We start from the raw sequence: 16,191 nt of genomic DNA, 5'->3' as shown, positions 1-16,191 counted from the left end.
AAGCAACAGCACCGAAACAGGCCCATGAACCAGACACTCATCCGTGAACGCCAACAGATTCACTTCTTCGCCTACCTTGTGGGCACAGGCATCCATCTGGCTTCATGGCGCCACGAGACAGCCTTTCCCCAGGCCAGCATCGATTTCGCCCACCAGGTACAGCTCGCCAAAACTGCCGAGGCCGCCAGATTCGACGCGATCTTTCTGGGGGATTCCCTCGCGATTGACGAGACCTCCAATCCGGGCATCCTCAACAGGTTCGACCCCATCGGCCTGGTCACGGCCCTTGGCGCGGTCACCAGTAACATCGGCCTCATCGCCACGTCCTCCACGTCCTATGACGAGCCCTTCAACTTTGCCCGGGCGGCACTCACAGCTGACCACATCAGCGGCGGCCGTGTTGGCTGGAACATCGTCACCACGCGGGACCTCACCAATAGCACAGCCGGCAACTTCAGCGCCGTTGAGCACTTCGACCACAGCCTCCGCTACCGCCGCGCTGAAGAATTCGTGGAGGTCACCCAAGGGCTCTGGAATTCCTGGGACGCGGACGCTTTCCTCTACAACAAAGCGCAAGGACGCTTTTTTGATCGCCGCAAACTCAGCCGGCTGGACTACCAAGGCGAGTTCTTCAAGGTCGCCGGCCCCCTGAACATCGGGCCCTCTCCGCAGCACTCCCCTTTGCTGGCCCAAGCAGGCACTTCCGTGCCGGGCCAGAAGCTAGGGGCACGCTTCGCCAACGCCCTCTTCGCGAGCCACCCCGACGTTCCTCAAGCGCGTCAGTACAGGGAATCCATCCGGGCCCAGGCGAAGGCGTTCGGCCGGAATCCCGACGAGCTCTACGTCTACCAGGCCATCTCGCCGGTTGTGGCGGACAGCCGGGAAGAAGCTCTGGAACGCATCCGGGAGCTGGACAGCCTCATTGGCGATCAGCAGGTGCTGGATTTCCTGCAGGAATACTTCGCCGGGCAGCTCGACTTCACCGGGCTCGGAGCGGATGCCACCGTGGCCCAGTCCGGCATCCCCGGCATCACGCAGCCCAGGACCGATTTCCGCTCCGCTGGCGAACAGATTCGCGGCCGGGAGGATGAGGTGACGCTCAAGGACCTCTACTCGATCCTCACCGGCGACAAACGGAATCACGACTTCATCGGGACCCCGCAACATGTGGCCGACTCCTTGGAACGCTGGCACGCCGAAGGCGCCGCGGACGGCTTCAACCTCATGTTCTCCCTTCTCCCCCAGGACCTGGAGCGTTTCGCCACCGGCGTTATTCCCCTGCTTCAGGAACGCGGCCTTGCGCGCACCGAATATGCGGGCACCACCCTGAAATCGCACCTGGGACTTCATCCGCAGCCGAAAGGACAATCATGACCACCCAAGCAACCGTTGCCACCGGCACCTACGTGATTCGCGAGGCCCGCCACGAGGAGTACGACGCCGTAGGGCGGCTGACGTACCAAGGTTTCGGTCATCATCTTCCCGGCTCGCGTCAGCCCGACGGCGAGCGGCTCGCTCTGTTGTTGGACGCTGAAGCCCGCGCCCGCGAGGGCGTGCTGCTGGTGGCCGAGGACACTGACACCGGACGACTTGTGGGCACTGCCAGCCTCCTGCCGTTCGGTTCGTACCTGAGCCGGCAGGCCGAAGAAGGTGAAGTGGAGCTCAGGCTGCTGGCCGTGCTCCCGGAGGCCCGCCGCGCGGGGCTTGGCCAGCGGCTCCTGGATAAATCCGCCCGTATTGCCGCCGCCCGGGGCGCAGACCGCGTAGTCCTGGACACCGCCGTCGATAATGAACCGTCCCAGCGGCTCTACCGCCGCCTTGGCTACGTCCGCCGGCTGGAGCGTGAAAAGGAGCGCCCTGCGCCGAAGGTCCAACTGGTTGTTTACACGCTGGAACTGGCTGCATCGAGGTGACTCCAGCGGCGATACACGGCGTCACGAGCGACGTGTAATCGGTCACACTTAGCCGGATTGACTTGTCAACGGCGCCGGGCAGCATGAACCATGAATGAGGGAATTCGTTCCCGCACAAGCTGAATCAGCAATCCTCACCGACGAGGATGCGGGCCCCGGGCGAAGAAGCTTGGGGCTGTCACCGGCCTGAGTGAAAGTACTGACAATGACGACACATACTGACTCCATCACGCTGAAAATCTGGGACAAGTCGGCAATCGACCACACGATCGATGCCGCCATTGAATCCCTCTCCCACCGCGCTGCCGCCGAAAACTGCGGAATCGCGGTAACCCTTAGCGGCCCCAAGACCTTCACGGTCAGCCTGAACCGCTAAGCAGCTCAAGCTCCACGAAAGAGGACGACGCCGGGACGCCCCGACGTCGTCCTCTTTCGTTAAAGCGCGCCACGCCACGTCAGTACACCCACCCCAAATGAGTACAGCCATCCCAAAAGTCAGTACAAGTGGGCCCCGACCCCGAAACGTGACGGCGCTCAGAAAGTCCTGAGCAAACCTTGAGACTTCCTTGATGGTTTCCCTCCCCTGATCTTGCGTTCGCGTTGGAACTCTAAGTGAGTCAACGCTTCAAGGCACGAACGGAGGGATCACAATGCTCACGGAAACAACAGCGGCACCTGCCCCGGCAAGCGCCCCGGACACTGCAACCAGGCGTCGCCGATCCCACCGTGCGGCTGGCGGGGTAGTCACCGTCCTGGTTCCGGCGCACAACGAGTCCGCCGGCATCACCGAGACGCTCCACTCCCTGAACAACCAGACCCATCGCCCGGATCGCGTCATTGTGGTGGCAGACAACTGCACTGACGACACTGAAGAACTTGCACTGGCCCAGGGTGCCGAGGTGATCCGCACCGTGGGGAACAAGGACAAAAAAGCCGGTGCCCTGAACTTCGCCCTCAGTCAGCTCCTTCCTGATGCCGACCCCGAGGACTTGGTCCTGGTACAGGATGCCGACTCACAGCTGGCCCTGGACTTCATTGAAAACGCCACCAAGAACCTGCTGGCCGACGAACTGCTCGGCGCCGTTGGCGGAGTGTTCAGCGGCGGCCCCGGCGGCGGCTTTGTGGGCCACCTCCAGCGCAACGAATACGCCCGCTACGCCCGGGACGTGAAGCGGCTTCACGGCAAGTGCCTGGTGGTCACCGGCACAGCAGCCCTTTTCCGGGTCAAGACATTGCGCGACGTCGTAGCCGCCCGGTTGAAGGGCACACTCCCTCCCGGCAACGGCAAGGGCGGCGTCTACGATACGTCGGTTTTGACCGAAGATAACGAACTCTCCTTTGCCCTGTTGACCCTGGGCTACCGCATAGCATCTCCCTCGAACTGCACGCTGGTCACAGAGGTCATGCCCACGTGGCGTGAACTGTGGTCCCAGCGGCTCCGGTGGAAGCGCGGCGCGGTGGAGAACTGCGTGCAGTACGGATGGACCAAAGTGACCCGGCCTTACTGGGGACGCCAGTTCCTCTCCATGATCGGCGTCGTAGTGACGTTGGCCTACTTCGGTTCCATCCTGTTCGCGCTGATATCCGGGATGGGCCTGAATCTTCAGCCGTTTTGGATCACCGTCACCGGCATCTTCATCCTGGAACGCATAGTCACTGTGCGTTTCCGGGGCTGGAGGTACATGCTCCTTGCCGCAACCATGTACGAAACCGTCATCGATATCTTCCTCCAGGCTGTTCACGCCAAGGCGTACCTGGATGCAGCATTCAACAGAAAGAAAGTTTGGTAACTGACTCATGTACAACAACCCAGTAGCCCCAGTGACAGGGGCAGCAGCAGCCGGAATGGGTTCCGGAACGCTCGCCTTGACCGGAGCCGGGGACCTGTTCTGGTTCGCATTGGCAGCCTTTGCCATGCTGGCGCTCGGCCTTGCCATCAAGAGGATCGTCCCTGTCCGGGCCCAAAAGGGCTAGGCCGGAGCATCCAGGCCGGCCACTTAGCCCGCAGTTGTGTCGCTACCCCCAGCGCGACACGACTGCGGGCTGAGTGCATCCGGACTAACGGCCTACAGAACCAGTGCCGTGCCGGCCGAGAATTTAGCCACCGTGGTGTAGCCGGCCTTGGAACCTGTTACCCGCACACTCATGGAATCAGCCTGGTCAGCGCTCACCAGCTTGTAGCTCCTGGAGGTAGCTCCGGCGATTGCCGCACCCGACCGGTACCACTGATACGTCAGGGTGCTCCCGGACGTCCACGTTCCGGGGTTGGCCGTGAGCGTAGAACCCACGGCGAGCGTTCCGGTGATGACGGGGGTTGGGGCTACCAGCGTCCCTGCCACCACGGTTGCCGTGGGTGCGGACTCCTTGATGGCTGTGGCATATCCGGCTTTGGTTCCCGTTACACGAACCGTCAGAGTGCTACCTTGGTCGGCTGCTGCAAGGACCCGGGCGGCACCGGTTGCGCCGGCAATTGCTGTGCCGTTCCGGAACCATTGGTAGCTCAGGGCGGTTCCTGTGGTCCAGGTTCCCGGTGCTGCTGTCAGCGTTGAGCCCACAGCGGCCGTGCCTGAGACGGTGGGCGTTGGTGCGGTGAGCTGACCTTGATCTGCAGGCACGAAGGAGAAGTCACGGATGGTCACCGTTTCAGGAGAAACGTGTGCGGCGTCCCCTCCGCCACCACCGGTGACCCACAGGTTGAAGTGAATTTGCTCCTTTGCCGGAAGCGGGACAGTAGAACCTTCAAGGACAGTCCGCTTCAGGAGGGTTCCGTCGTAGCCCTCGCCTGCAAACGTCTCATACGTCAGCTTGCCCGGTTCCCACACCATCCTGTGAGTGAGAATTGGAGCATTGGTGACATCGAAGGTGACAGTGTTGTTTCCCTGTCCGGGCGGCAAGGTGGCGTCAAACCAATATCCATGCCCTTGGGTCACCGGCCAATCCTCACCGTACGCGGCGCCCCCGCCCCAGGCCGAGGCCTCACAAAGGTCAATCTCCGTGTATCCGGGCTCGGCATTGGGATCGTACGTGAACAGGCAACCCCACACCACTTCCTTCTGCAGGGAACTGACGTCTTTTTCCACGGTAGTGCTGTACGTTCCGTACCCGAAACCTTCACGCGTGGACTGGAACTCAGCACCCTTCGGAGCCGAGCCGGTGGGGTTGCTGATGGAGAGCTTGACGTACCCGTTGGCATCCGGGTTAGTCACATTATTCGCATCCCAACTGGCGTTATACATGGGCGCCCCGCCCCAAAAACGCTTCTGCCAGTTGAAACCTTTCCAGGCAAAACTTCCCACCGGGCCGGAATCCTCAGCCATGGGCGTGGTGTCCGCCGCATGTGATGGACCTATTCCTGTGAACATCGATAAACCGACCGCAACGATGACGGCCAACCCCGTTGCTTTTCTTCCCCCATGTGGAAGGAGCCTCACTGACAATGCCATAGCTGTTTCCTCCTGCTGATGCGCCCAGACCCGTCAACGGCTGATGCCGGTGACCGCAACGACGTTCCACCCCCGAGGAACGCCTGTCCTCGATTATCAAGTAGCAAGGGCCCTGTCGGAAGGAAAATGAACAAGCAATAATCATTGGCCCGACATCAATTGGATAACGGCGCCAAATCCGCGAGTAGCCTTGACGTGTCCGAGAGACTTTTGCCGCATCGCCGAACCCTGGAGGGAACATCACAATCCGCAGCGCTGGCATCCTCCTTCACCGGCGAAACATGGCCGGGCAATTGGAGCTTTGGATAGCCCATATGGGCGGACCCTTTTGGGCCCGCAAAGATGAACACGCTTGGTCCATTCCCAAGGGAGAATTCCCTGAGGACGAAGACGCATTGGATGCCGCCCAGCGGGAATTCACTGAAGAAATAGGAACACCGCCACCGTTGGCGGATTACGAACTTTTGGGCGTTTTTAAACAGCCCTCCGGAAAGCTGATCACCGCGTTCACAGCAGAAGCCAGCGACTTTCAACCGGAAAAGATTGTCAGCAACACCTTCCCCATGGAATGGCCCAAGGGCTCGGGTGCCATCAAGGATTTCCCGGAGATCGACGACGCCAGGTGGTTTGAGGAAACAGTGGCCCGGACCAAGCTCGTCAAAGGGCAATTGCCCATTGTGGACGCACTGGTCCGGCACCTTGGTGAGAAAACCCTATAAGGCCGACCAGCCGCCGTCGGACGCCAGAATGGCGCCGTTGACGTTGGTGCCGTCGTCACTGAGCAGGAAGGTGATGGAAGCAGCCAATTGTGCTGCGGTTGCGGGGGTGGGAACAGTGGCCTGCATCAGGGGACCCAAGCGTTCAGCAGCCAACTGCGATCCCCAGTTCGCCACAATGTTGGTGATGGTTGGCCCCGGAGCCACAGCGTTGAAGCGAAGCCCCTTGGGCCCGTACATCACGGCAGAATTCTTGGTCAGGCCCACCACCGCATGTTTGGACGCGGTGTAGGCGGCCCCGGCGGCCGAACCACGCAGGCCTGCCTCGGAAGCAACGTTCACGACGGAGCCCGTTCCGGCATCGAGCATCAGTGGTACCACTGCGCGGGTGAGGCGCATGAGGGACGTGACATTGATCCGGAAAACCCGCTCCCAGAGCTCGTCATCAACCTCGTGAATCGGCGCAAAGTTGTCCATGATTCCCGCAACGTTGGCCAAGGCGTCCACACGCCCGTCCGCAGCGGCGACGACGGCAGCCACCGTTTCTTCAGTGGAGATGTCGCCCGCCACCGGTATCAGGTCCAGGTCGGCGTTCTCCTCCACAAGAGCGTCAAGACGCTCCTTGCTGATGTCGGCAGCCACCACCCTGCCGCCCTCTTTGGCTATCCGCAAGGCTGTCGCCTGGCCGATTCCCGAGGCTGCGCCCGTGACGATGATGGTCTTGCCGGCGAAACGGCCGTTGGTAATGGTCTCCTGCCATGAAGCGTCGTTGCCCATGATGTCCTTCCGATGATTGCTGAGTGGTCCGCCCATCTTATGACACTCTGTGTCATTATGTAAGAGTGAATACTGGAGAAATGACTTCGGACGATGCCAAACCCCCGCGTCCCAGCGGCAGGCCAGCGACCATTGACCCCGACGCCGTGGCCGGACTGGCTTTGGACCTCTTCGCTGAACACGGCTACGAGAACACCTCCATGGAGGACATCGCCAAGGCTGCCGGAATCGGGCGCAAGAGCCTCTACCGCTACTTCGCCAGCAAAGCCGACCTCGTGTGGGGCGGAAGCGAACCGGTGGTGGAAGCCTCGACGCTCGCCTTCGGCTCGTTCCACAGCCCCGGAACGCCCGACGGCGGCGTGCTGGCAGGGTTGCGCGCGGCGGCGATCGCCGGAGTAGCCGTCATGCCGGACCTGTCCGTCACCCGCGGCAGACTCCGCCTGATTGCCGAGCACCCTGAACTGACCAGCCGCAGCTACGAGTCCCTGGCCCCCCAGCGCGAAAGGGCCCTGGCTTTCCTTGTTGAGAATGGCTTGCCCGACTCTGCTGCCCGCTACCTGAGCGCCGCGTACCTCGCAGCCACCTTCGAAGCATGGATGCAGTGGGCGGCCGGCGCGGATCCAGATCCGACCCCGTACCTGCTGGCCGCCCTGGAGGTTTTGAAGGTTCCTTTAGATAATGCAGGAGCTGGCCAGTGGAAGCACTAGCGGTGCTCTTTGATGTGGCCAAGGGAGCAGCATCATTGGCACCTCTGGCGACGTTCGGCGTGGCCTTGGTGGCTTACTTCGCTTACCGCCAGAAAACCAAGGCCGACAAGCGGGACCAATGGTGGAAACGGGCACAATGGGCAATCGATGCAGCACTGGATCAGGAAGATCCCCAACGCAGACTTACAGGAGTAAGTGTTCTAGTACACATGGTGGACAGTGACCTTGCCACAACCGAGGACGCCGACCTCATGAAAATCGTCTCCATAGCAATCCAAGATGAAGAACTCGAAGAAGAGGTTGATGACGAGGAAGGTGAGAGCCGAGTAGACGACACGCCGGACGTCAGCCAAACTTAGAACAAGGAGATGAACATGGCTAAGAAAACAGCAATCGATACATCCCACCGACCATCAAGCGGAGGACGGTACGAGGTGCGCCTGGTATCCCGCAATAAGACAGTCACTGTCTCGTCCCCAATTCGGGCCAAGATTCTCGAACAGACCGAGAAGCTGATCGCTGCTTCAGAGCGCAAGGCTGGACCGTCCAAGTAGCAAACCGCTTCAAGAGTCCCCGGATTATGAGCGGCTCTTTCTGGCGATGAAATGCCGGATCCACTCAACTGTCTCGGGGTGGTCCAAGTGGAGGCCGTGCCCTGCACCAGGAACCCGCACCAGTACGGAGCCACGGATGTGCTGGCGCATCAGAAGTGCATTGGGCAAGGGCGTGAGCACGTCCTCAGTTCCATGGAGTAAGAGCGTGGGGGCTTGGATGAAACCGAGATGACTCCAGGCGTCGTGCTCGCGGCTAGCGTTAAAGTGTCGCGCCTTGGCCCATGCCGACGCGTGGGAGTTGAAGAACGTGTGAACCGCCGCAGGATTGCTTTGCGCCCATTCGGCATCGAAGAAGAGCGGCTCCAGCCGGGACATATCTCCACTGGTCAAGGCGTCCAATGCCTCTCGATCCGGCTGGGTCACAGCGTCGGGCCACTTTCCACCGCTCGTTGCGGCAAGAACCAGCGTACGGACTCTCTTCGGGTAGTCGATGGCCAACCACTGGGCTATGCGCCCGCCCATCGAATGACCGTACACGTGTGCTAAATCCACTCCCGCGGCGTCAAGGACGGCTACGGCATCCTCGGCGAGAAGCCGCGTCGTGTAGCGCTCGGCGTCACCCTTCCCACTCCGACCAATCCCGCGGTGATCGAAGCGAATGACGCGGTATGAGCGGTACAGAAGTTCCGCCGTCGGACCCCAACCGTCCATGGACGTGGCCTGTCCGGCGATCAGGAGCATTGGTTCGCCCTCGCCTTCGGACGTCCAGGCGAGTTCAGCGCCGTCGGCGGCCTCAGCAAAGTTCACCGTGCCACAGTATCCGGGCCGCCCTCAAAGCGCTGCGGCGCAGGACACAGTGTGTCAATCAGCAGTGAAGATGTCCTCGATGGCGCAGTCGAAGGTCCTGGCAATCTGGAACGCCAACGGCAGCGAGGGATCGAACTTCTCCCGCTCGATGGAAATCACCGTCTGGCGGGACACTCCGAGCGCGGCAGCCAGATCCGCTTGCGTCCAGCGCCGTTCCGCGCGACGCTCCGCGAGGTTGTTCTTCACTTCAGAGCCCGGTAGCGGATGACAAGGTAGCGCGCTCAGGCGTCCACCGCGCTCAAGCCAACCAGGGCCAGAAGGATCGGAAGGGCATCCACAGCGATGCGTCCGATGACCAGCACCATAGCGGCCGCGATGGTGGCGACGAGGACGTCGATGAAAGCTCCGGCGCCGGCTTGGCGCATCCACTGCAGCTCCACGCTCTGTTCGCCGTGGGCATCGCGGGCCACCGTGTGGTTCGACACGAAGACTTTGGCTCCCAGCGACATAGCCGGGTAGGCGGCACAAAGGGCTCCAATCGCCGCAGCGAGCCAGAAGTCATCCGGGTTTGATGCACCCACCAGGACAGAAACCGCCACGGTCAGGATGGCACCGAGGATAATCGCCAAGACGTAGTGATGGAACGGCGCCCGCCTGGATGTAAAGGAAGCTTTACTCATCTTTAAAGTAAAGCACCCTTTACACGTGGAGGCAATGGTTGCGCATCGACGCTAGCGTTGGGGGATGAGCGCTGACCACAGATACGACGTCGAGGTGCTGCACCTTTTGGTGTCGCCGGCACACGCCTACTTCGGCCGCGCCCGCGAGGGAGCTGCAGATGTCCCCACCACCGACGCGGACCACGCGGAATTGGTAGCGGGCAAAGGCATCGTTGGCGACCGATTCTACGGCAAGGCCGCACACATGGATGCTGCCGTGACGCTGTTCGCGGTGGAGGCACTTGAGTCCATGGCAGCCGAGCTTGGGGCTGGACCGTTTGACCCTCTCCTGACCCGTCGAAATGTGGTGCTGCGAGGCGTTGAGCTGGCTCCCCTGCTCGGACACGAGTTCACCCTTGAGTCCGGCGGAGACACCGTGCGGCTCAAGGCCGGGCGACCCGCTCACCCCTGCGCCTGGATGGATGAAATGCTCGCTCCCGGCGCCCACAAGGCGATGCGCGGGCGGGGTGGCGTACGGTGCCAGGTGATCACAGGCGGCGTGCTGCATCGAGGCCCGGCAGTACTCGTCAGCCCCGTGCCGCTCGACCCTGCTAAGGCCGGGGACGCCAACGTGCTGAGGCCATCGCGGTTGCCATAATCCCGTCGCTTCCAGCCCTTCTTTGAGCCATCAGTACCCCAAAATCAACCTATACTAGTTGCAAAGCGGCCCATCGGCGTCAAAAGTTGGGCCAGAAGCGACAGGCCAGAAGCGTACGCCGCGCCTCACACCTCAGAGACGGGCGCCGCGAACTGGGCCTCGTACAGCCGCGAGTACGCCCCACCTGCGGCCAGCAGCTCCGAGTGTGTCCCCTGCTCCACGATCTGCCCGGCCTCCATCACCAGAATGAGATCGGCGTCCCGGATGGTGGAGAGCCGGTGGGCGATCACGAAGCTGGTTCTGTCGGACCTCAACGCGTTCATGGCTTTCTGCACCAGCACCTCTGTCCGGGTGTCCACGGAGCTGGTGGCTTCATCCAGGATCAGCACCGATGGCCTGGACAAAAACGCCCGGGCTATGGTCAGCAACTGCTTTTCGCCAGCGGAGACATTCCCGCCTTCGTCGTCCAGCAGGGTGTCGTAGCCCTCGGGCAAGGACCGAACAAAGCGATCCACATAGGTTGCCTGGGCGGCCTCCACAATCTCGTCCTCGGAAGCCGTGGGCCTGCCGTAGGCGATGTTGTCCCGGATAGTCCCGCCAAACAGCCACGTATCCTGCAGCACCATGCCCATCCGCGAGCGCAATTCCTGCCGCGAGAGGGACGCAATATCCACGCCGTCCAGGGTGATGCGCCCGGAGTCCAGCTCGTAGAAACGCATCATGAGGTTCACCAGGGTGGTTTTTCCCGCTCCTGTCGGCCCCACAATGGCGATGCTCTGCCCCGGCTCGGCAACCAGACTGAGGTCCGTAATGAGCGGCTTGTCCGGCGAGTACCGGAAGGACACGTTCTCGAACACGAGCCGCCCGCGCGACGGCCCGGAAACAGAAGCAACGGGCTCCTCCGACTCTTCCTCCTCATCCAACAGATCGAACACCCGCTCGGCTGAGGCAACGCCGGATTGCAGCATGTTGGCCATCGAGCCGAGTTGGGCCAGTGGCATGGTGAACTGCCGCGAGTACTGGATGAAGGCTTGGACGTCACCCAACTGCATGGAACCGGAGGCGACTTGCAGGCCACCCACTACGGCGATCCCCACGTACACCAGGTTTCCGATGAACGTCATGGCCGGCATGATCAGGCCGCTCACGAACTGCGCCCCGAAGCTCGCCTGGTACAACTCCGAGTTCTTGAGACGGAACTTTTCCTGCACCTCGTTCTGCCGTCCGAAGACTTTCACCAGCGCATGCCCGGTGTAGGTCTCCTCGATCTGGCCGTTGAGTTCGCCGGTGTTTTTCCACTGCGCCACGAACAATTTCTGCGAGCGTTTGGCGATCAGCAGTGTGGTTCCCAGCGTCAGCGGAATGGTTACCAAGGCGATCAGGGCCAGCAGCGGTGAGAGCAGGAACATCATCACCAGCACACCCAGCACGGTCAGAAGGGAGGAGACCACTTGGCTGATGGATTGCTGGAGGCTTTGGGAGATGTTGTCCACATCATTGGTGACGCGGCTGAGCAGTTCTCCACGCTGGATTTTGTCGAAGTAGCTCAGGGGCAGCCGGTGTATTTTCGCTTCGATCCGTTCACGCAAGCGGTACACGGTGCGTTGGACAACGCCGTTGAGCACGTACGCCTGCATCCAGCCGAACGCTGAGGCCAGGACATACAGCGCCAGCGCCCATAGCAGCACCGAGGACAGCGCAGCAAAGTCGATTCCGACGCCGGGAGTGAGGGTCATGGCGCTCAGCATGTCGGCCTTGCTGTCGTCGCCAGAAGCGCGCAAGCCCGCGATCACGTCGGCTTTGGAGGCGCCGGCGGGCAGCTGTTTTGAGACGACGCCGGCGAAGATCAGGTTGGTGCCTTCACCCAGGAGCCTCGGACCAATGACAGACAAGGCAACACTGGCCACGGCGAACACCAGCACCAGCGTCAGCCAGAACCGCTCCGGCCGCAAGGTCCCCAATAGCCGCCGGGCTGAGGCACTGAAGTTCGATGCTTTCTCAGCCGGAATGTTCATCCCGGCGAAGGGTCCTCCGCGGCCCGGTCCCATGGCTGGCCGTTGAGGACCGCGTGGCCCGGCTGATACCGCACTCATGCTGCCTCCTCCGCCGCGAGCTGGGAGGACACGATTTCCCTGTAGGTTTCGGAGGTCTCCAGTAACTCATGGTGCGTTCCGCGCCCAACAATCCTGCCGTCGTCGAGCACTAAGATCTGGTCCGCATCCGCGATGCTGGACACACGTTGCGCCACGATCACCAGCGTGGCTCCGTTGGTGTGGCGTTTGAGGGCCTGCCGGAGCCGGGCATCGGTGGCGGTGTCCAAGGATGAGAAGGAGTCGTCGAAGATGTAGAGCTCCGGCTGTTTCACCAGTGCCCGGGCGATCGCAAGCCGTTGACGTTGCCCGCCGGACACGTTGGTGCCGCCTTGCGAAATGACCGCATCCAGTCCGCCTTCCATTTCCTCCACAAAATCCCGGGCCTGAGCCACGGACAGCGCCTGCCACAGCTCGTCCTCAGTGGCATCGGGTTTGCCGTACTGAAGGTTGCTGCGGACTGTTCCGGAGAAGAGGTAGGGCCGCTGCGGCACCAGCCCGATGTGGCCCCAGAGCAGATCCGGGTGCAGTTCGCGGACGTCCACGCCGTCCATCCGAACCGACCCGGAGGTGGCGTCGAACAGCCGAGGCATGAGGTTCACGAGCGTGGTTTTGCCGGCGCCGGTGCTGCCGATGATTGCGGTGGTCTCCCCCGCTCGGGCGGTGAAAGAAAGCCCGCTCAGCACCGGCTGTTCGGCACCCGGGTAGGCGAATCCGACGTCGTGCATCTCCAGTTCGCCGCGGCGGATACCGCCGGTGACAGGTTTCGACGGCGGCTGGACGCTTGATTCGGTGTCCAGCACCTCGCCGATGCGGTCGGCAGAAACGGACGCACGCGGGATCATCACAGCCATGAACGTGGCCATCATGACCGACATGAGGATTTGCATCAGGTAGCTCAGGAACGCGATCAACGTGCCCACCTGCATGGAGCCGTCCTCGATCCTGAAGGATCCGAACCAGATCACCGCCACGGAGGAAACATTCATCACCAGCATGACGACAGGGAACATGAGAGCCATCAGACGGCCGGCCCGCAGCGCAACGTCAGTGACGTCGTCGTTCGCTTTGGCAAAACGGGCGGCTTCCATGTCCTCCCGGACGAAGGCCCGCACCACACGGATGCCGGTGAGCTGCTCGCGGAGGACCCTGTTGACGGCGTCGATCCGGACCTGCATCTTCCGGAACAGCGGCACCATCCGGGTGACGATCAGCCCCACGGCCACCAGCAACACCGGCACGCACACTGCGATCAGCCATGACAATTGCGCGTCCTGTCGCACCGCCATGATCACGCCGCCAATGCTCAGCATGGGCGCCGCGACCATCAGGGTGCAGGACATAAGGACCAGTTGCTGCACTTGTTGGACGTCGTTGGTGGAACGGGTAATCAAGGAGGGCGCCCCGAACCTGGTGACCTCCTGTTCCGAGAACTCCCCTACTCTGCTGAAGATGGCATCCCGGAGGTCACGGCCCATCCCCATGGCAGCCTTGGCGCCGAAGTACACGGCCACCACGGCACACGCGATCTGCAGCAAGGTAATGAGCAGCATGAGCCCGCCCATGCGCAGGATGTAGTCGGTATCTCCGGTAGCAACGCCGTTGTCGATGATGTCCGCGTTCAGCGTCGGAAGGTACAGCGACGCAATGGACTGCGCCAGTTGGAAGAGAACGACGGCGATCAGCAGCCGCTGATGCGGCCGCAGGAAGCGAACAAGAACCTTCCACAGCATGGGGTCTCCGAACCAAGGGTTGTGAACCGAAGGCCAGTTTACGTCTGGTTGCTGTGGGCAACTAGAGGGAAGTGAGGGGTAATGTCAGGGACTCCCTCACCCCGGTCCGGCCCCATAACGTCGAAGTAATCATCAGCCCGAACTGCAGAGGAAACCAATCATGGAAAAGCGCACACTCGGTACCGGCGGCCTGGAAGTTTCCGCCATTGGCATGGGATGCATGAGCATGACCGGCGGATACAGCGAACGGCCGGACCGGGACCAAATGATCTCCTTGATCCGCAGAGGGGTGGAGCGAGGTGTGACGTTCTTCGATACCGCCGAGATCTACGGACCTTACGCCAATGAGGAACTCGTCGGCGAAGCATTGGCACCCTTCAAGGATCAGGTGGTTATTGCCACCAAGTTCGGCTGGGACATTGACCCCGCCTCGCGGAAAGCCAGCGGCAAGGTCACCAGCAGGCCCGACGTCATCAAAGAAGTAGTTGAGGGATCCCTGCGGCGGCTCCGCGTGGACGCACTGGACCTTTACTACCAGCACCGCGTCGATCCAGAGGTGCCAATCGAGGACGTGGCAGGTGCCGTCAAGGAGTTGGTAGACGCCGGAAAGGTGAAGCACTTCGGTATGTCCGAGGCAGCCGCAGGCACCATCCGGCGAGCCCACGCAGTCCTTCCCGTGGCTGCGGTTCAGAGCGAGTACTCGTTGTGGTGGCGCCGTCCGGAGGAAGAAGTCCTGGAAGTATGCGAAGAGCTGGGGATTGGTTTTGTACCCTTCAGCCCCCTGGGCAAAGGGTTCCTGACCGGAACCATCAACGCTTCCACCAGCTTCGAATCCGGCAACGACATCCGCAGCACCATCCCCCGGTTCACGCCCGAGGCCATGCAGAACAACCAGGCCGTGGTGGACCTCCTCGCCGGAATCGCTGAACGAAAAGGCGCGACGCCGGGCCAGATCGCCTTGGCATGGCTGCTGGCACAAAAGCCTTGGATTGTTCCCATTCCCGGCACACGGAAACTGCACCGCCTGGAAGAAAACCTGGCCGCGGCCGACGTCGAACTTTCACCTGCTGAACTGGACGAGATCGAGGCGGCCGCGGCGAAAATCACCGTGGAGGGTGGCCGCTACAACGAGGCTGGCGAGCGGATGACCAACCTGTAAACCCGTGCCGGCGCCGCAGCCGGACAGTAGGCTGGAAACGTTCGTGTTGAACCGCATCGAAGGGACTTGAGTTTTGGCTTACATCACCGTCGGAAACGAAAACAGCACTGAGATTGAGCTTTACTACGAGGACCATGGGACCGGCCAGACAGTGGTCCTGATTCACGGCTACCCCTTGGATGGGTCCTCCTGGGAGAAGCAGACAGCTGCACTGCTGGACGCCGGCTACCGCGTCATCACCTACGATCGCCGCGGGTTCGGTAAGTCCAGCCAGCCCACGGAGGGTTACGACTACGATACCTTCGCCGCTGACCTGAAGACCTTGCTGGACACGCTGGACGTGAACGACGCCGTTCTGGTGGGATTCTCCATGGGTACCGGCGAGGTGGCGCGCTACATCAGCACCTACGGTTCGGCCCGTGTTGCAAAGGCCGTGTTCCTCGGTTCGTTGGAGCCTTTCCTGCTAAAAACCGACGACAACCCGGACGGCGTGCCGCAGGAAGTCTTCGATGGCCTCGCCGCCGGCGTCAAGGCTGACCGCTACGCCTTCTTCACCGAGTTCTTCAAGAACTTCTACAACAGCGACACCTTCCTGGGCACGGATCGTCTCAGTCAGGAAGCCGTGAATGCGAGCTGGAACCTGGCCAGCAAGTCCGGGGCCTTCGCCTCGGTGGCCGCCCAGCCCACGTGGCTCACCGACTTCCGTGCCGACATCCCCAAGATTGACGTGCCGGCCTTGATTGTTCACGGCACTGCGGACAACATCCTCCCGATCGACGTCACCGGCCGGCGTTTCAAGGACGCCCTTCCCAGCGCCGAGTACCTGGAAATCGAAGGCGCGCCGCACGGCCTGCTGTGGACGCACGGCGCCGAAATCAACCAGGCCTTGCTGGCGTTCCTCAAGAAGTAAAGCCCGGAGTTTGTGTACAGCAGATGACCTTTAGAAGGCGTTTTAAGGGCATTTGCTGTACACAA

Annotated in this window: 19 protein-coding genes; 12 read left to right on the top strand and 7 right to left on the bottom strand. The window is 61.7% G+C overall.

Annotated features, from left to right (window positions below; translation table 11 throughout):
* Positions 1-24: 24 nt before the first annotated feature.
* The 5 genes from HAV21_RS15560 (at position 25) to HAV21_RS15540 (ending at position 3,887) form a co-directional block, all read left to right on the top strand.
* Positions 25-1,374: an LLM class flavin-dependent oxidoreductase gene (locus tag HAV21_RS15560; RefSeq protein ID WP_208096947.1), complete on the top strand. Its 1,350-nt coding sequence runs from the start codon at positions 25-27 to the stop codon at positions 1,372-1,374.
* Complete coding sequence (locus HAV21_RS15555) at positions 1,371-1,913, top strand: GNAT family N-acetyltransferase (RefSeq protein ID WP_166842366.1); 543 nt, start codon at positions 1,371-1,373, stop codon at positions 1,911-1,913. The genes HAV21_RS15560 and HAV21_RS15555 overlap by 4 nt, the downstream gene beginning before the upstream one ends.
* Positions 1,914-2,118: 205 nt before the next feature.
* A complete protein-coding gene (locus HAV21_RS15550) occupies positions 2,119-2,289 on the top strand; it encodes a hypothetical protein (protein WP_178994140.1) in 171 nt (56 codons plus the stop codon).
* A gap of 274 nt (positions 2,290-2,563) precedes the next feature.
* On the top strand, positions 2,564-3,703 hold the full coding sequence (locus HAV21_RS15545; protein ID WP_166842365.1) for a glycosyltransferase family 2 protein: 1,140 nt from the start codon (positions 2,564-2,566) through the stop codon (positions 3,701-3,703).
* A gap of 7 nt (positions 3,704-3,710) precedes the next feature.
* Entirely contained in the window at positions 3,711-3,887 is a 177-nt protein-coding gene (locus HAV21_RS15540; RefSeq protein WP_165450171.1) for a hypothetical protein, read from the top strand.
* 92 nt (positions 3,888-3,979) lie between these two features.
* On the opposite strand, the gene HAV21_RS15535 is transcribed toward HAV21_RS15540, so the two are convergent.
* Entirely contained in the window at positions 3,980-5,119 is a 1,140-nt protein-coding gene (locus tag HAV21_RS15535; RefSeq protein ID WP_347877662.1) for a hypothetical protein, read from the bottom strand.
* Positions 5,120-5,595: 476 nt separating this feature from the next.
* On the opposite strand from HAV21_RS15535, the gene HAV21_RS15530 reads away from it, so the two are divergent.
* The gene (locus tag HAV21_RS15530) at positions 5,596-6,075 is read left to right on the top strand and encodes an NUDIX domain-containing protein (protein WP_166842430.1); all 480 of its coding nucleotides are present in this window, start codon (positions 5,596-5,598) and stop codon (positions 6,073-6,075) included.
* On the opposite strand, the gene HAV21_RS15525 is transcribed toward HAV21_RS15530, so the two are convergent.
* Positions 6,070-6,849 carry an SDR family NAD(P)-dependent oxidoreductase gene (locus HAV21_RS15525; RefSeq protein ID WP_166842429.1) on the bottom strand — a complete coding sequence of 260 codons (780 nt, stop codon included), beginning with the start codon at positions 6,847-6,849 and terminating at the stop codon, positions 6,070-6,072. The two genes, HAV21_RS15530 and HAV21_RS15525, sit on opposite strands and share 6 nt — an antisense overlap.
* An 80-nt stretch (positions 6,850-6,929) precedes the next feature.
* Here HAV21_RS15525 and HAV21_RS15520 point away from each other — a divergent pair, with 80 nt between their 5' ends.
* The 3 genes from HAV21_RS15520 to HAV21_RS15510 are packed head-to-tail and all read left to right on the top strand — an operon-like array spanning position 6,930 to position 8,110.
* Complete coding sequence (locus HAV21_RS15520) at positions 6,930-7,556, top strand: TetR family transcriptional regulator (RefSeq protein WP_166842364.1); 627 nt, start codon at positions 6,930-6,932, stop codon at positions 7,554-7,556.
* Positions 7,544-7,915, top strand: coding sequence for a hypothetical protein (locus tag HAV21_RS15515; RefSeq protein WP_166842363.1), 372 nt, complete (start codon positions 7,544-7,546; stop codon positions 7,913-7,915). Before HAV21_RS15520 ends, HAV21_RS15515 begins: the two co-directional genes overlap by 13 nt.
* Positions 7,916-7,930: 15 nt before the next feature.
* Positions 7,931-8,110: a hypothetical protein gene (locus HAV21_RS15510; protein ID WP_166842362.1), complete on the top strand. Its 180-nt coding sequence runs from the start codon at positions 7,931-7,933 to the stop codon at positions 8,108-8,110.
* Positions 8,111-8,134: 24 nt separating this feature from the next.
* Here the strand turns inward: HAV21_RS15510 and HAV21_RS15505 are convergent, their stop codons facing one another.
* From HAV21_RS15505 to HAV21_RS15495, 3 genes are read right to left on the bottom strand one after another with little or no spacing between them, the layout of a single operon-like run.
* Positions 8,135-8,917, bottom strand: a complete 783-nt coding sequence (locus HAV21_RS15505) for an alpha/beta hydrolase (RefSeq protein WP_166842361.1) — start codon at positions 8,915-8,917, stop codon at positions 8,135-8,137.
* 54 nt (positions 8,918-8,971) lie between these two features.
* Complete coding sequence (locus HAV21_RS15500) at positions 8,972-9,163, bottom strand: helix-turn-helix transcriptional regulator (RefSeq protein ID WP_166842360.1); 192 nt, start codon at positions 9,161-9,163, stop codon at positions 8,972-8,974.
* A 35-nt stretch (positions 9,164-9,198) separates the two neighbouring features.
* Positions 9,199-9,597, bottom strand: a complete 399-nt coding sequence (locus HAV21_RS15495) for a hypothetical protein (protein WP_166842359.1) — start codon at positions 9,595-9,597, stop codon at positions 9,199-9,201.
* 64 nt (positions 9,598-9,661) lie between these two features.
* Between HAV21_RS15495 and HAV21_RS15490 the strand changes: the two genes are divergently transcribed.
* The gene (locus tag HAV21_RS15490; RefSeq protein ID WP_166842358.1) at positions 9,662-10,234 is read left to right on the top strand and encodes an MOSC domain-containing protein; all 573 of its coding nucleotides are present in this window, start codon (positions 9,662-9,664) and stop codon (positions 10,232-10,234) included.
* Between the two features lie 125 nt (positions 10,235-10,359).
* Here the strand turns inward: HAV21_RS15490 and HAV21_RS15485 are convergent, their stop codons facing one another.
* Together HAV21_RS15485 and HAV21_RS15480 are read right to left on the bottom strand one after the other, a co-directional pair.
* Complete coding sequence (locus HAV21_RS15485; protein WP_166842357.1) at positions 10,360-12,327, bottom strand: ABC transporter ATP-binding protein; 1,968 nt, start codon at positions 12,325-12,327, stop codon at positions 10,360-10,362.
* Complete coding sequence (locus tag HAV21_RS15480; protein ID WP_166842356.1) at positions 12,324-14,057, bottom strand: ABC transporter ATP-binding protein; 1,734 nt, start codon at positions 14,055-14,057, stop codon at positions 12,324-12,326. Before HAV21_RS15480 ends, HAV21_RS15485 begins: the two co-directional genes overlap by 4 nt.
* A 160-nt stretch (positions 14,058-14,217) precedes the next feature.
* On the opposite strand from HAV21_RS15480, the gene HAV21_RS15475 reads away from it, so the two are divergent.
* Together HAV21_RS15475 and HAV21_RS15470 are read left to right on the top strand one after the other, a co-directional pair.
* Positions 14,218-15,216, top strand: coding sequence for an aldo/keto reductase (locus tag HAV21_RS15475; protein WP_166842355.1), 999 nt, complete (start codon positions 14,218-14,220; stop codon positions 15,214-15,216).
* A gap of 73 nt (positions 15,217-15,289) precedes the next feature.
* Positions 15,290-16,126 carry an alpha/beta hydrolase gene (locus tag HAV21_RS15470; RefSeq protein WP_166842354.1) on the top strand — a complete coding sequence of 279 codons (837 nt, stop codon included), beginning with the start codon at positions 15,290-15,292 and terminating at the stop codon, positions 16,124-16,126.
* The last annotated feature ends 65 nt before the right edge of the window (positions 16,127-16,191 follow it).

It is taken from the genome of Paenarthrobacter sp. MSM-2-10-13 (assembly GCF_011605365.1).
GTDB lineage: Bacteria > Actinomycetota > Actinomycetes > Actinomycetales > Micrococcaceae > Arthrobacter.
Note: the sequence above shows the minus strand (reverse complement) of the source record. Positions and strands in the feature narration are given on the sequence as shown.

Excerpts from the sequence above, each read along its gene's own strand:
- HAV21_RS15560 (WP_208096947.1), top strand. The coding sequence starts at position 25 with ATGAACCAGACACTCATCCGTGAACGCCAACAGATTCACTTCTTCGCC.
- HAV21_RS15555 (WP_166842366.1), top strand. The coding sequence starts at position 1,371 with ATGACCACCCAAGCAACCGTTGCCACCGGCACCTACGTGATTCGCGAG.
- HAV21_RS15550 (WP_178994140.1), top strand. The coding sequence starts at position 2,119 with ATGACGACACATACTGACTCCATCACGCTGAAAATCTGGGACAAGTCG.
- HAV21_RS15545 (WP_166842365.1), top strand. The coding sequence starts at position 2,564 with ATGCTCACGGAAACAACAGCGGCACCTGCCCCGGCAAGCGCCCCGGAC.
- HAV21_RS15540 (WP_165450171.1), top strand. The coding sequence starts at position 3,711 with ATGTACAACAACCCAGTAGCCCCAGTGACAGGGGCAGCAGCAGCCGGA.
- HAV21_RS15525 (WP_166842429.1), bottom strand. The coding sequence starts at position 6,849 with ATGGGCAACGACGCTTCATGGCAGGAGACCATTACCAACGGCCGTTTC.
- HAV21_RS15520 (WP_166842364.1), top strand. The coding sequence starts at position 6,930 with ATGACTTCGGACGATGCCAAACCCCCGCGTCCCAGCGGCAGGCCAGCG.
- HAV21_RS15510 (WP_166842362.1), top strand. The coding sequence starts at position 7,931 with ATGGCTAAGAAAACAGCAATCGATACATCCCACCGACCATCAAGCGGA.
- HAV21_RS15495 (WP_166842359.1), bottom strand. The coding sequence starts at position 9,597 with ATGAGTAAAGCTTCCTTTACATCCAGGCGGGCGCCGTTCCATCACTAC.
- HAV21_RS15490 (WP_166842358.1), top strand. The coding sequence starts at position 9,662 with ATGAGCGCTGACCACAGATACGACGTCGAGGTGCTGCACCTTTTGGTG.
- HAV21_RS15485 (WP_166842357.1), bottom strand. The coding sequence starts at position 12,327 with ATGAGTGCGGTATCAGCCGGGCCACGCGGTCCTCAACGGCCAGCCATG.
- HAV21_RS15480 (WP_166842356.1), bottom strand. The coding sequence starts at position 14,057 with ATGCTGTGGAAGGTTCTTGTTCGCTTCCTGCGGCCGCATCAGCGGCTG.
- HAV21_RS15475 (WP_166842355.1), top strand. The coding sequence starts at position 14,218 with ATGGAAAAGCGCACACTCGGTACCGGCGGCCTGGAAGTTTCCGCCATT.